This window comes from Chitinophaga sp. YR573 (assembly GCF_900110995.1).
Classification (GTDB): domain Bacteria; phylum Bacteroidota; class Bacteroidia; order Chitinophagales; family Chitinophagaceae; genus Chitinophaga.
The window spans coordinates 684,327-699,916 of the sequence record NZ_FOJF01000003.1 but is presented as its reverse complement, the minus strand read 5'-3'; the positions used below and the strand labels follow the sequence as shown (position 1 = coordinate 699,916).

10 protein-coding genes are annotated in these 15,590 nt (G+C 41.9%); 3 read left to right on the top strand and 7 right to left on the bottom strand.

Going from position 1 to position 15,590, the window contains the following annotated elements; translation table 11 throughout:
- Positions 1-16: 16 nt before the first annotated feature.
- The 5 genes from BMW86_RS29280 to BMW86_RS29260 all read right to left on the bottom strand — a co-directional run bounded on the left by BMW86_RS29280 (position 17) and on the right by BMW86_RS29260 (position 8,143).
- A complete protein-coding gene (locus BMW86_RS29280) occupies positions 17-3,133 on the bottom strand; it encodes a PQQ-dependent sugar dehydrogenase (protein ID WP_089786997.1) in 3,117 nt (1,038 codons plus the stop codon).
- A gap of 214 nt (positions 3,134-3,347) precedes the next feature.
- Positions 3,348-6,446 carry an Ig-like domain-containing protein gene (locus BMW86_RS29275; RefSeq protein ID WP_089786995.1) on the bottom strand — a complete coding sequence of 1,033 codons (3,099 nt, stop codon included), beginning with the start codon at positions 6,444-6,446 and terminating at the stop codon, positions 3,348-3,350.
- Between the two features lie 168 nt (positions 6,447-6,614).
- Positions 6,615-7,232, bottom strand: coding sequence for an HD domain-containing protein (locus tag BMW86_RS29270; RefSeq protein ID WP_089786992.1), 618 nt, complete (start codon positions 7,230-7,232; stop codon positions 6,615-6,617).
- The gene (locus BMW86_RS29265; RefSeq protein WP_089788238.1) at positions 7,216-7,557 is read right to left on the bottom strand and encodes a DUF5655 domain-containing protein; all 342 of its coding nucleotides are present in this window, start codon (positions 7,555-7,557) and stop codon (positions 7,216-7,218) included. Before BMW86_RS29265 ends, BMW86_RS29270 begins: the two co-directional genes overlap by 17 nt.
- A 31-nt stretch (positions 7,558-7,588) precedes the next feature.
- On the bottom strand, positions 7,589-8,143 hold the full coding sequence (locus tag BMW86_RS29260; protein WP_089786989.1) for a class I SAM-dependent methyltransferase: 555 nt from the start codon (positions 8,141-8,143) through the stop codon (positions 7,589-7,591).
- 228 nt (positions 8,144-8,371) lie between these two features.
- Between BMW86_RS29260 and BMW86_RS29255 the strand changes: the two genes are divergently transcribed.
- From BMW86_RS29255 to BMW86_RS29245, 3 genes are read left to right on the top strand one after another with little or no spacing between them, the layout of a single operon-like run.
- Positions 8,372-10,660 carry a TonB-dependent receptor gene (locus BMW86_RS29255; protein ID WP_089786987.1) on the top strand — a complete coding sequence of 763 codons (2,289 nt, stop codon included), beginning with the start codon at positions 8,372-8,374 and terminating at the stop codon, positions 10,658-10,660.
- Between the two features lie 19 nt (positions 10,661-10,679).
- On the top strand, positions 10,680-11,249 hold the full coding sequence (locus BMW86_RS29250) for a hypothetical protein (protein WP_089786985.1): 570 nt from the start codon (positions 10,680-10,682) through the stop codon (positions 11,247-11,249).
- Between the two features lie 27 nt (positions 11,250-11,276).
- Positions 11,277-12,011, top strand: coding sequence for a hypothetical protein (locus tag BMW86_RS29245; protein ID WP_089786983.1), 735 nt, complete (start codon positions 11,277-11,279; stop codon positions 12,009-12,011).
- Positions 12,012-12,233: 222 nt separating this feature from the next.
- Here BMW86_RS29245 and BMW86_RS29240 read toward each other — a convergent pair whose 3' ends face one another.
- Both BMW86_RS29240 and BMW86_RS29235 read right to left on the bottom strand, forming a co-directional pair.
- On the bottom strand, positions 12,234-13,373 hold the full coding sequence (locus tag BMW86_RS29240; protein WP_089786981.1) for an acyltransferase family protein: 1,140 nt from the start codon (positions 13,371-13,373) through the stop codon (positions 12,234-12,236).
- On the bottom strand, positions 13,370-15,562 hold the full coding sequence (locus BMW86_RS29235; protein ID WP_089788236.1) for an alpha-N-acetylglucosaminidase: 2,193 nt from the start codon (positions 15,560-15,562) through the stop codon (positions 13,370-13,372). The genes BMW86_RS29240 and BMW86_RS29235 overlap by 4 nt, the downstream gene beginning before the upstream one ends.
- Positions 15,563-15,590 lie beyond the last annotated feature (28 nt).

Sequence of the window (15,590 nt, the reverse complement as noted above, 5' to 3'; positions counted from 1 at the left end):
AACTAAGATTGATTATCTACAACTTCACAAACTTCTTTCTCACTATCTTATTACCATCCTTAAATTCAACAATATAAGTACCGGCAGATAATCTGCCTACATTCAAAATACCATTTGTTGATTCCATCTTCGTTACCTGTGAAGTAGACAGGTTAATGATATTGAAGGTGTGTGTATTCTTAATACCTCCAATCGTCAGTGTACTATAAACAGGATTAGGATACAGTTTAAATCCATCTGCTTTTGTTTCAGGAACATAAGCCAGGCTGGATGCACTGCTTAAGGTACCATATACTTCCAGCTCATTGATAGAATAACCGTACTGTGTATTCCTTACGGTACCATAGATACGTACATATCTGCCTGTAGCCGTTAATCCTGTATAATCATTCAACACGGTCGCATTATTGGTGATCGTTTTTACCGCAGACCAGTTAGTAGAATCATTGGATACCTGTACTTCGAAATTCTTACCATAGGCATTCTCCCAATAAATCTTTATTTCATTGATATTGTAAACAGCACCAAGATCTACAAAGATATACTGAGGATCTGCGAATGCACTTGACCAACGGGAAGTCTGATTGCCATCAACAGCATTACTACCACCTAATCCACCATTTTCAACAGAAGAAACAGTAGTTGGTTTATTCAGCGCCAGGTTAGTACCTCCACCACCTGGTACAGTTGTGTCTCCACTACCATTACTAAAGGTTACATAATTGACATTAAAGTCAGTCGCGTCCAATGCTATGCGTAATACTTTCACACCAGCTGTTAAAGCCGGAGTAGTTACTGAAACCGTCTGCCATGCCTGGAATCCACCTGTTGTCGGAACAGGGATATTTCCGGAGATGTTCACACCATCCAGTTCTGCATGGAATGTTTTGGCAGCACCAGGATTAGCAACTCTTGCCGATAACGTATATACGCCGGGTGTAGTCACATTCACTGTATATTCCAGCCACTCTCCCGCTGCTACATAACCAATGTTATATCCACCTTCTGAACAGTTTTCCAGATCCACATCTTCCGTAGTACGGTATTGATTACCAGCATTACCGGTAGAAGCATCATGATACGCATACCCTTCTCCACCTAAATCAAAATTCTCTATTTCTATTTTACCTGGAATAGTAGCCGGTACACCCAGATAAGGATTCTGTAATGCTGCACTTACTTTATAAGTAGCTTTATAAGTGGTATTCACCGCAGGTACACGAAGTGATTGTAATGCATCTCCACCATGAGCCCATGATGCGAACGCATAAGAAGAATCGCCTAATACCTGTGGACTAACTGCCTGTAATACAAAAGCAGAATTCACTACGAACGTCTTACTGAATGGTGTAGTTTCCTGTGTACCAAGAATCAGTTTAAGACCCGCCGGAGTAGCATCTGCTGTAAGAATTACTTTATTAGGCTGAATATCTACAGAATCCGTTCCTGTACGTCCCTGTGAATCAGTAGCTGTTAACAGGATACGGAACCAGATATTAGGAGAAGATTCACCACCATTATCAGCGATAAACGTACCGGATGTAATACCTGTTGGAATTACCGGACCAGGATGCCAGTGTTCACTGGCTGCATTGTCTTTATGGAAGAAACGTACTTCCCAATGATACGCAGAAGCAGGTAAAGTTCCATCTTCCAGGTCTGTTGCACTACCGGAGAAACGTACTGTATCCAGCACATTCCATTTAAGTGTACCCACCGGAGTAATGATATGAGGTACTGGTCTGGCATTAAACGGCGTCACCTTCAGCGTAGCTGCTGCGCTGGTGACCTTACCGACACCATTAGAAACAATTACGCGGTAGCTGCCTGAATCTGCGGCAGATGTTTTTGCAATAGTATATGTGCTGGCAGTAGCACCGGTTATATTCACCGTGTCTTTCTGCCACTGGTAAGTGAACGGTATTGCACCTGAAGCAGTAACAGAGAAGGTTACAGGGTCCTGCGCTACTACAGTCTGGCTCACCGGCTGATTAACAATAGCAGGTGCCTGGTTGTTATCATATTCTATTCTCCATACACTACCGGTAGTATTATACTTAATATAATAGATGTTACCGTCTATGCCTACACTGGTACCCAAAATAGAACCAAAACCAGTAGCAGATAATTCCTGGTAACCACCCGTACCGGGGTTTGTTGCATCTACACTTCTGTACCAGGCAGAACACCAGTCAGAGAAATAAAATCTGTTCAGGTACTGTGCCGGATAATTAGTAGCAGCAGGATTAAAGAATACACCTGAAGTGATGGCACAACCCCAATCAGTGTGCGGATACGCAAAAACAGGCAGGATAGTATTTGCATCCTGTTCAGGGCCTGACTTACCATTCTGGTCCCAGCCATAATTATAGTTCTTTGAAGCATCAGGAGCGGTAACGTCATCAATCTCTTCGTAATTACCTCCAACGTTCACTACAAAAATCTTCTGAGATATGGGGTCTAAGCTCATCTTCCATGGATTCCTCATGCCTATTGCCCAGATGCTCCTCTTCTGACGGGTAGCACCGGCTACATTGTAGTAAGGATTACCTGGCGCTGGCTGACCATCTTCTGTTAAACGCAGGATTTTACCACGGTAAGTATCCAGTTTAACAGCTTCTGCAGAGGAGTTACTTTCCCCGATAGCCACGTACAGTAAACCATCTTTAAACAGGATAGCGCCACCATTGTGGAATCCGTTAATGATGGGATCAAACTGCATGATCCTGGTGCTGGAAGTCACGGTGTTAGCAGTGCTGATCACGATCATGTCCAGGTAATGTACTGTCATTGAATCGTTGGTGTAGAAAATGTAACATTTTCCGTTAGTCGCAAACTGCGGATGTAAGGCAATGCCTAATAATCCCTGTTCGGATCCGGTGGTCGTTGATACTGTATGCACAGTACTCACTACGCCATTCTGTAAAACTTTTACATTCCCGGAACGTTCTGCAATAAAGATTCTGCCATCGGGTGCATGCACCATGGCGGTTGCTTCATTGATCACATCTCCGGTTAATTTTTTCTGGATAAATCCTGCCGGCAACTGGCTATAAGCCGGGTTCGTAGCGAGGACCAGGCAGATGCTGACAGCACACAAAAGTTGGTAAATTTTGAGTAGGTTTTTCCTCATGTTAAGAAATTGTTGTGAATTATAAATATAGGTGTCCGTTAATGTAAATGGTTATTTAGGTCGGGTTTTCCTGGGTTCTCTAAATATGGCATTCTGTAAACAAATATAGGGGAAATTATATTACGTGAGGATAGATTTACATGAACGGAAAGATATAAAAAGCAATTCTAAAACAACGAGGCCACCCCTATTGGGATGGCCTCGTTTACTAAGATTATTGTTTAATAAACTTCAATAGTAACGTTTCATTTTTTGTATTTACTATCTGCAAAAGATACATCCCCTGTGGGATCAAACTTATATCCACCGGATAAGCGCCGGATGAATATACCGTCTTATCAGACCATACCCTTCCACTCAGATCCACCAATTTAACCTGTTTCAATGTTTCACTGGATGATAACTGCACTTTACTGCCGGTTACCGGATTCGGATATAAACTGGCTACCCATTTACCTGTTTTAGTTCCAGTTACTGCTAAAGTGCTGGCATGCAGTGAACCATAGGCTTCCAGTTCGAAGATAGAATAACCATACGGGGTCACTCTTGCAGTACCATAGATCCGCAGGTAACGGCCATGACCGGAAAGACCAGTATTATCATTCACCAATGCCGTATTGCCTGTGATCGTTTTGAGGGTAGTCCAGGTGCTCTGATCTGTAGATACCTGTACCTGGTAATCTGCAGCGGCAGCAGTTTCCCAGGTGATCTTCACCTCATTGATATTATAATCTGCACCAAGATCAACACTGATCCATTGCGGATCGGCGAATGCACTGGACCAACGTGTATTGATATCACCATCAACAGCATACGATGCAATAGTACCTGCATTTTCTGTAGTAGATACAGTAGCTGTTTTATTTAATGCCAGGTTTGGACCAGTACCGGTAGGAACACCTGTAGTATAATATACATTATCGATGTAGAAATCTGCGGCAGCTGAAGGTGCATCACCGGAGAAAGTAAATGCCTGTGTAATAGCACCCAGATCTATTCCTGTAAATGTATTCACAGGGAAAGTAACTTCATGCCATGCACCATCTCTTACTAATCCTAACTTCTGTTCTCCTGCTGCATAAGAGAAATCTACCTGACCGTTAGACGCAATGATGCTGAACTTAAATGAACCCTGGTAAGTAGTCTTAAACCAGAATTTCAGATAACCGCTACTGAAATGTGTAAGATCGCGTACATCATTTGCCACGCCAAGACCAAACCAGTTACCCGCAGCAGCTGTAAACGCCATTACTTCCGTGCCTTCATAAGGTACAGCATTGGCAATGCTGGTAAGATTATTCCATACGTACAGGTTTGCATCCTGCCCATAGGTGAGTTTAGTGGTAATAGCAGCATTGTTGCTGTAGATACCATAAAGGTCAGAGAGTATTTTATTATCCTGTACAGTAAAAGTAACAGGTGATGATACCGTACTGAGTTTACCATTATCATATGCCTTGGCAGTGATGGTATAAGTACCCATATCCACATTACTCCATGTGAAAGTATAAGGCGCTTTTGTCACTGTTCCGAGCAAGGTAGTACCATTGTAGAACTCTACTTTATAGATGGAGCCATCATCCGTTACATTGGCACTGATAATCACTTTAGCTGGTTTCAGCAAAGTAGTAGTAGGCGTAGGTGAAGTGATACTCACCTGTGGCGCTGTATTACCGGGAGCCGCGATGAAAACAGTCACCGGTTTAGATGTGGTTGTTTTCTGCTGGTTGTCCGTAGCTTTTGCAATCAATGTAGCAACGCCTTGTACAGATGTTTGCCAGTTATAATTAAACGGAGCGGTAGTAACTGTAGCCAGATAATTATCTCCGTTAAAGAAATCAACCTTACTGATAGATCCATTACTATCTGTTGCGTTAGTATTAATAGCGATAGCAGCCGGAGTAGTAAACAGGGTATCCTTCACCGGATTAATGATAGCCACTGTCGGAGCGGGATTGGCAGATACCCCACCGGTATAATATACGTTATCCAGATAGAAATCAGCAGCAGCAACAGGAGCATCACCGGCGAACATGAACAACTGGTTAACAGTCATCAAATCAACCGCGCCGAATTCACTTACTGGGATGGTGACTTCATGCCATTGTCCGTCTCTTACAAGACCATGTTCATTGCTGCCGTTAAACATTACCCAGCCTTCGCCGGATTCTGTAGAGATCCCTACTTTAAAAGTAGCAGCAGACGCTGTTTTCATATTGAATTTGAGGCTGCCGCTGGCATAGTTGCTCATATTCTTTGCATCATTGGCAACACCTAATCCGAACCAGTTAGCAGCATTGGCATGAAATGCCCATACGCTGTTGCCTTCAAAAGGCACCGGGGAAGCAACATCTGTGATATTATTCCAGTAGTATAAATTAGCTCCCTGTCCAAATACTACTTTATCATTGACAGGTGTGTTATCTGTGAAGATACCGTAATTACCTTCCGGTGCATTATCGGTACCCAACAGCAGCTCATCTCCCTGGGTAATATCCTGGTACAGGCGGATATAATCCACCAGCATATCTCCGGGTAAGGGTGCTGTTACATCTGCAGCGGAATGGATACCGGGATAATTACCACCAACGGCCAGGTTCAGTAAAATGTAAAACGGCTGTTGAAAAGCATCCAGACCGTTACCACCATCAATAGCAATTTTGTAATAAGGGCTGTTATCGAGATAAATAGTGATGAATGACTTGTCCCAGGTGAGCTTGTACAAGTGATAATCATCACTCAGGTTGACAGTCTGGGTAACAGTATCCCTGGCATAGCTCGCATGACCCGTATATCCGCCCGGATTTTCGGTCCACCAATGCGTTGCGGCACTAGCAGTCTGATTTACTTTTCCGGCCGCTATTGCGCCTGCAAATCCCATTTCCAGCATATCTACCTCACCGTTGTGTGGCCATTCGCCACCGGTACTTCCCAGCATCCAGAAAGCGGGCCATAAGCCATTGCCTACCTGCGGCACTTTTATCCTTGCTTCCAGAGTACCGTAGCGGAACGATACACGACCGCTGGTTTTGATACGGCCGGATGTAAATGGTTGTCCGCCAACATTTTCACGTCTGGCTTCTATTATCAGGTGACCATTTTCTACTCTTACGTTATTAGTGCTGTTTGTGTAGTATTCCAACTCGGCATTTCCCCAGCCGCAATTGTTTTTGGCGCAGCCATCGCCGGTTTCATAGGTCCAGTTCAGAGGGTTTAACGTTGTTCCTTCGAAGTTTTCTTCCCAGACTAGCTTTTGCTGGGCATGGGCCAGTACAGGGAACAAAAATAGTGCAATCAATAGAGGTGCTTTCATATGTATGGTTTAAAGAATGTGGCTAGGTAATTATTGGGCAACACGGTCCTAGCCCCTTACTGGGAGACAGTTGTTACTTTGAGGGTGTCGTTTTTATCAATTTAAAGGTACAGGAATTTTTATATTTCGTGGGGATGAATATATGATGTGTAATATAATTCCGGTTAATTAACCAAGTGTTTTTAGTTCTCTTGAAAGATTGTCTTTTGCATTACTTTCGAACTTATCAAAAAATGCTGTTGTTTTAAATAACCTCTCCATGTTTAAAAAGTGTTGTAACACTTTTGTACGGCCAGGGTTATAAACCGTATCAGGATATATAGCATACTCTTTTCTGATCTTCTGAAAATATTCCTGGTATAACTCCCAGCTTTCTCCTAATATAGAAAGATCTGCATCCGTAAATAAATTGGTATCATTATCAGGACTTACAGTATGTCCTTTTGTAGCAAGAATCTGAGCTACGCATTTATCCGTTTCAAGTCCCAATAGCTGAAGGGTTTTTGCAGCACATTCGGCGCTCTTCTCTTCATTATCCCCGCTGGTAGCATTATAGATGATATCATGATAATAGAGAGAGAATAGCAGCGTATCCCAGTCATTGACTTGTTCCTTTATTGCTGTTAATTTTATCAACAGATATTCAAGGTGATGAAGATTATGATAGTAACGGCCCTCTTCTGAATAATTTGTTTCAATCTCTTTCCAGAAATCTTCCTGTAACTGGTGATTGCTGGTATATTTTCCTGTCAGTTCCAGGAATGTTTGTTTAAGCATTGTTGTCATAAGCTATTTTAAGAAATCCTCTCACTTCCTCATTAATATCATCTTTGCTATAAATCCTTACATGGTGGTTAAAGTCATCACTTCCTGGTACAGGTTTAATTTTATGAAAGCATAAATTATCATCGTACCGCTGCTTAAAAGGAATCACCAAATCTATAAAATTCTTACCAAACTGGATAACGTAGGCAAACTTCTTAGCAGCAGCAATACCTATCATTGTTTTAGCCGGATGTAAACTCACAGGCCCTATCTCATCAAATGATGTTACTAAGTGATTGAACAGTTCTATCGCAGGTTGTGGTTTACCCTGAAGAAAATCATTCATTTTGTTTTTTTTAAGTTTGCGGAGCCAGATCTTATTGCTTTTTCCTTCCAAGATATTCAACCACACCACGATCCTTTACAGGTCTTTCATGATGACTGATCATATCAAAGTACGATACTAATGTAAGTAGCTCTTCTTTTTGAAGCGGAGCGTTTTCTTTGGGGATATTACTAAAAGCCTGTTTACAGATGAACAATCCTCCGGGTTTAAGTGCATTGAATATTTTAGCGAAGAGGGCCCTGTCGAAGTGATAATACAAAATGATCAGATCAAATGATTCAGCGGGCAGATCATAGTCTTCAATGTCCATTATCAGCGCATCTATATGCACATTAAGACTAAGAGCTGTCTCTTTCAGTTTCTCAATGGCTACCGCTGAAATGTCCACAGCTGTAGCTTTCCACTGATGTTCCGCCAGGAAAAGGGAATGTCTTCCCAATCCGGCAGCGAGGTCAAGCACCTTCCCTCCTGATGGATATGATTTGCTGATATGCTGTTCATACATCTCTATAAAAAAAGGATCAGGGGTTTCCAGTGAAGGTAATCCCTGTGTAAATCTGCCGTCCCAAAGTTCTCTTACATCCATGACGGACAAAGATAACCAATTGTCTAAAAGCCATTCTGACTTTATTCTTCAACTAAAATAATTAAAGGCTTCACTCATAGAAGGATGTGTAAATATTAATCACTTCACCCCAATTCCTCCAAAAGATTATTAAGCCAATTTTAATTTTGAATTTAATTATTTGCAACTATATTGCATAAAATTTGCAATACCGTTGCATTTGATAGAAATCTAAACCACTACTGATTCATGATAAGTTTGAGAACAGCTGTACAAATTTTACTCTTAATACTGTTCTCTCAGTATGTGTATGGCCAGTCCTGTAATTACTCCATTACCGGAAAGATTACAGGAAAATCCGGTCTGGGCCTGCCCGGAGCAAGGATCAGCATAACCGGTAACAAGCAGGTAATAACCGACAGGAACGGTGGATATACGATTAATAATATCTGCGCGGGCGATTATATCATTTCCTGTGTAACAGATACCGGTTTGCCGGTTAGTAAGGCAGTAAAAGTAGCAGGCAGTATCCAATTAGACTTTGTATTACAGGAGTTAAGTACTGATTTAAAAGAAGTAGTGATCAGTAGTACCAAAGAGAAGGAACTCAGCACATTAAATACGGTGGGATTGAATAATAAACAACTCTTTCAATCTACCGGTAAAACGCTGGGGGAAAGCCTGAAAAGCATTCCTGGCCTCAATAGTATTCAAACCGGCCCTTCCATATCAAAGCCTGTTATTCATGGCTTACATAGTAATCGTGTACTCATCCTCAATAATGGGATAAGACAGGAAGGACAGCAATGGGGCAGCGAACATGCGCCTGAAATTGATCCTTTCACAGCTGCTCATGTATCTGTTATAGAAGGTGCAGCCAGTATCAGATATGGCTCCGATGCACTGGCAGGGGTAGTCATACTGGAACCTGCGCCACTTCCAACAGATAAAAAGATAGGTGGTGACATAAACCTGGTAGGCGCCAGTAATGGCCGTATGGGGGCTGTATCCGGCATGCTGGATGGTGCGGTGGATGGTTTTCAGTGGCGGGCACAAGGCACGCTTAAAAGGGCTGGCAACTTTAAAACCGCCGATTATTACCTGAAGAACACGGGCATAGCCGAAGATGATTATTCAGGAACGCTGGCCTATCATAAAACCAATTATGGCTTTAATGCTTTCTATAGCCGGTATCATAGTAAGATGGGGATTTTTGATGGCTCGCATGTAGGTAATATACAGGACCTGTACGCTGCATTTAATCGTCCTAAACCTATTACCGCTTCTTATTTCTCTTATAAAATTGATAGAAGTTATCAGCAGGTAACACATGATCTGCTGAAATTAAACAGCTATTACCAGTTTAATAATCAGGGTAAGATGGAAATCATCTATGCAAGGCAAACCGATCTCCGTAACGAATACGATATCGATCTTCCCTACAGTGATGATCCTGCTGTACTGGCAGCACCACAGATCAGTTTCAAGATCAAAACACATACCCTGGACCTCTTATATCATCAACCCGATAAAAATAATTTCAGCGGTACCTGGGGCATGAGCGGTATCACCCAGGGAAATGTATTCAGAGGAATACGTTACCTGGTACCAAACTTCCGGAATTACGGTGCAGGAATATATGGCATAGAAAAATACACAAAAGATAAATGGACACTGGAAGCCGGACTACGATACGATTACCGCTGGCTGAAAGTTTACCGGCGGAATGACAACTCTCTGTTTGTTTATAATAACACCAGTATCTACCAGAATGTAACCGCTTCTATAGGCGCTACCTGGAAGGCTGCGGAACATTTTTCTATAAGCGCCAATACAGGTACCGCATGGAGAGCCCCCAGCGTAAATGAGCTTTACATTAAAGGCATTCACTTAAGCGCAGCTTCTTATGAACTAGGAGATTCTACGCTTCGTTCAGAACGTTCTTTTAATACCAGCATCAGCTTTAAATACAACACAGAAAAATTATTTGCACAACTCAATATATACGATAATGAGATCAACAATTTTATTTATGCCAAACCTTCTTTACAGCCGATTACGCTCGTAAGCGGCACCTATCCTATGTTTACCTATACTCAGGCAAATGTACGCCTGCGGGGATTAGATGCAGAAGCAGATTATACTTTCCTGAAAAACTTCACACTAATCTCCAAAACATCTCTGGTAAGGGCTTTCAATAAAAGCATACACGATTACCTCGTATTCATGCCGGCCGACAGGTTTGATAATGCTCTGAAATATACCTGGCTGTCGAAGTATGTGAGCTTACAGTATGTAAAAGTATCCAGGCAGACAAGGGTGCCACCTAACAGTGATTACGTGGCACCACCTCCTGGCTATGGCCTCTTAAACAGTTCTTTTGGAATGGACCTGCTGGCAGGAAAACATATACTAAACATAGATTTTTCTGTGGATAATCTTACCAATGTTGCTTACAGGGATTATCTGAACAGGTTCAGATATTATGCAGATGACCTGGGCATCAGTTTCGTATTACGTACAAAACTCACTTTTTGACTACATAATAAAATAAAACATGAAAAGACTACTTTACTCCGTTGCAGTGCTGATGGCACTGAGCGCGATGCTTCATTCGTGCAAGAAAGATGAAACAGCCATTGCTCCCCCTGTTCCGGGAAATGAATTTCTGACAACCGTGGGACTGAAAGTTACCAATGCCTCCAACGCTGCAGATGTTCAGTATGCCTACTGGACAGACACCACATTGATTGCTCATCCTGCAGACAGCATTAATACACCTGTGTTAAATTTGAAAGCCAGCGCAAAATACAATGTGGAAGTATTATTCCAGGACCGCACTACCACTCCATTTGGTGATGTAACAGCAGAAATAAAGGAGAGAGAAAATTATCACCTGATATGTTTTACTGCATCTCCTTCATTAAATCTTACAGTAGTAAGAACAGACAAAGATACGAATGTGCCTGCACTGGAAGTAGGTTTAACAGATACATTTACAACCGGTGCTGCCGGTACCGGCGAACTGAATGTACAACTCAGACATCAGCCTAATGTTAAAAATGGTAGCTGTGAACCTGGTTCCACTGATGCAGACGTGACTTACACCGTACATGTAACTAACTAAAATCCTTAAACATATCATTCAATCAAAATGAAAAAAATATTATTCATTATAGCGGTTACTTTATTTACATTCAATGCCAGCGCGCAAAACAAGACTACTGAAAAAACCGGTGCTAAAAGTTTCATTGGTATTACAGGTGGCTTATCCTTACCCGGAGGCAATTACACGAAAGATGATTATTACAATGATAAATCAGGATTTGCCAAGTCGGGCTTTAACGTAGGCATCACCGGTGCCTGGTATTTTAAGAAATCCCATTGGGGAGTGGGTGGCGTTCTCTCCTACACTCATTACGGATTCAAAAATGCACAGGCACTGGCAAATGGTTATAAAGAAGCTTTTGATCTGGACAGTACTACTGTGTATATAAAAGGTTCCAATCAATCAGTAAATATATTAGTAGGCCCTTACTACAATATTGGCTTCGGTAAATTCAATCTTGATCTTCGTTTATTAGGTGGCGTTGTAAATGCTACATTACCCGGTAATGAAGTATACCTGGAAGATGGTATAGATAATCATCTCACACAAAAGAAATCGACGGCTACTACTTTTGGGTGGCAAAGTGGTGCAGCATTACGTTATGCCGTAACATCGCATATCGGCATCTTACTGGGAGTAGATTACTACTACTCTAAACCTAACTTCACAATAGAAAATGAAAACCGCCCTGTAAATGCAGGAAGGAAAATTGCTTCCTATAAAGAAGCCATCAGTGGATTACAAGCGAATGTTGGTGTAGTATATAGTTTTGGTAAATAGGGGTGATGAGTAACATACGGGGAAACGCAGTTTGGGGCTGTTGTTTTCCCGTTACTCTTTAGTGCATTAAAAAGACAGCCGGATAAATATCCGGCTGTCTTTTTAATGCACTATTTGACGGTCTTAAAATACTCATTCTAAGCCAACCAAAATATAAGATGTAAGATATAACATTTACCTGTTAAATGCAACATGGTTTCATTAAATATCGGGCTTTATAAGCTATATTTTCAGGAATAACTTGTTACGATACAACAGATATAAAAAGATCAACTGTACACTCGTAACTGATACTGCAATAAGGACAGGCTGCCATACCAGCGCTACCTGCCTGATCATTCCTCCAAAAATATAATCTGCTGTATATCCAAAATTCACCAGCCCTTCTGCACACATATAGATTAAGATAGAGTTCGTACCAATAATGATAAAAGGGAAAGCCCATCGTCTGAATCCGGCTACATCAATGATCCAGTAAAAGAATGATAGCAGTAATAAACTCCATCCGCCAACATATACAACAAAGGAGCTTGTCCACAATCTTTTATTGATTGGAAAAAAGTGATCCCATAAAAGTCCAAGCGCTATTAAGATAATGCCTGATAGAAACAGGCTCAATGCTTTTTTAGACATAGAGAAGCCTTCCCAGCGTAAAAAAGTACCAGTCAGCATTCCCATGAGGGCAGTGCCGATAGCAGGAATAGTAGATAGAATCCCTTCCGGATCATGCACTCCATCATGTAGTTTACCTGGTAATAATAACCTGTCAATATATGACTCCAGTGAACCGTCCATTGTCAGCACACCGGCACCATAACCCGGTACCGGTATGAATACCATCATTGCCCAATAACCTAACAATAAGAGCAATAACCACAACACCTGTTTACCTACATCATTATTCAGATAAATCATTCCTGCAAAAAACCACGCCAATCCAATCCTTCCGAGCACACTGGCAAAACGGGTATTATGATATCCTTTAAAAGCAAGTAATCCATTCACGATCATTCCCAGTATTAAAAGGATCAGTGTTCTCCTTAACATAGAAAGATATAACCTGTTCTTTTCCTCCCGGGGCAATTCAAAGGCAGCAGTTACTCCTGCCAGTTGCATTCTTTTCTGTACAGAATAAGGCATCGATATCCCTGAAATAAACAGGAATAACGGAAATATCATATCATAGAATGTAATGCCATTCCAGACAGTATGATGCAACTGTTCAGACATCCATATAAATATCTGCCATCCGGTGGCTTTAGCCAATGCATGAATAATATGTTCACCACTCATGATCCAGAACATATCAAAGCCCCGTAAGGCATCCAGAGATACTAATCTTCCTGAAGCAGGTTTACTCATTTCAACATATATTTAGGCCGGTATTTCCGATATAATTCCTGTGCAATAATAATACTGTTTCCGTGGGGATTGTCAGGAAAAACTTTCTGTTCATTTACCCATTGCCATTCCCAGTGACTGATCTTTTTATCAAATCCACTGAAGTCCGCAGGTTTCCCCGATCTCAGGGATAATTGTAACATATGGAAAAACTGTAACCAACGCTGGCTGTAAAAGTCATTTAGCAATCCACTCCATTGCCGGTTGGAATATTCATGTAATGGGCTGGCAGCATCTCCCCATAATGTAATCAGATCACGGGCATTTCTTTCATACAAAGCTTTTTCACTGTTATCATGCCCCCATTTTCTGGCAGATGATAACCAGGGCCCAAGCATAAAATCCTTTCTTGTTGCCAGTAACCGGTCCATATCATTGATCAGGGAGATAAACTGCTGACTGTATTTTAAAAATGCAGTGCTGTCTTTATCATTATAGGCTGTTACCCATCGCTGTTGTAATGGCTGTGCATAATTGGCCAGTACCTGCCTTGTTATATCTACCAGGTCATACCGGAATCCATCTGTCCCCTCTCCTTTGGCTGCTGCTTTTATAAACAAGTCCCATGCTGGTAATAAATCATTCCTGTTATAATTCAACTTTGTCCTTGTCCATTCAGCAACAGAATCTAATGTTGGCCTTCCGGTGATAATAGATTCCGCCCCATCTCTGATCAGTTGTCCATTATAAACCGTTTGTCTTAGTATCTGCCATGCCTTAACAAGCTCTTTGTCGTTACTTCCATAACGGTTCAGCACATATTTCGCCAGCCATTCATCCAATGCTATTGGTTCCGACTGCCACGTATGCTGCATCATCAGTTCGTACATCACCGGATTCTGTTCAATGGCCTCCATCGTTAAACCAATCCCACTTAAGCGCTTTGAAGCGGTATCATTCAGCGCCAATGCAGGGCCTGCAGCAACTCCATCCATACGTCCAAACAGGTTCACATTTCCTCCAAAGTTGTTAAGCATGTTCCAGATCCAGGACTTACCATAAAAGGCAGCGGTTCTCTTCCATACAGGCTCAATCTCTGCGGCCAGGTCAAGCAGGATCATCTTATCATCAGGCACAGCGTTCAGCAATGCTTCTATCTGCGTAGTTCCCCAGAATTTACGGTCGCTATAAAACAACCATCCCTGCATCACCCACACAGCAGCAGTATCTGCCTGTTGCATACCGGCATAAATTCTTGCACTTAACTTTGATAAAAAAAGCGAATCATTGGAAGGAGGCTCATTTTCATTAAAGGTATCAGCAGAATACAGATGATCTGTACCATATAATTTTGTCTGTACTTCCAGGAACTTCTTACCTATTAAAGCAAACTGAGGATCCTCCGAATCAAGAATATAAGTATCAGCAAAACCATTCTTCCAATTGGTCTCTTTCAGTTTTGCATTGGGGAACTTTCTTTTAAACGCGGAAGGTACATGTCCTGTAAACGCAGGTAATACCGGCTTCATTCCCAGTTTCCTTTCACGTTGCAGGATCTTTACCTGCAATTCTTCATGACTTTTTATCCAACTGAGGGGTAAAGGACCTCCCCAGCCATCCAGGTTGCCCATCCAGAACCAGGCAGTGTAAGCAGGGCCGCTGAAAAAGCCAGCCAGATCCTCATCACTAAAACCCATTTCCTTATACACAAGATACCATGTATACTCCTCCCCTGTAATGGCCAGTGGCATATTGATACCATGCAACGCCATCCAGTCGATCTCTTTCTCCCAACGCTGCCAGTCCCACCAGCTCATACTATAATTGAAGGTGCAGTAGTTCAGGTAATAACGGTATTGATAGGGAGTTTTACGGTGTATCTTTCCTTCCACTACGGGCAACTTTTCAGGCAGATGTAGATTCGTGCCATTCCAGGTAATCTGACAATGGCAGTATTCCTCCAGGTAATAATACAATGCCGAAGCAATGGCAGTACCATTATTTCCGCGCAGAATGATCTTACCATTCCTGCTCTCTATTTCAAAAACATCTTTCCCCTCCTGTTCCAGCAAAGGCAGGGCTTCCACAACAAACAATGCTTTTTGGGCAGGTATTATCCGGCCTATGAGATCATATGCTGCGCTTGTTTTAAACTGGGCATAAGTATGAACACCGGAGAATATAAAAAGTATACAAAGTAATTTCTTCATCAAGATAGTCTTTAGTGGCGCAGGCACA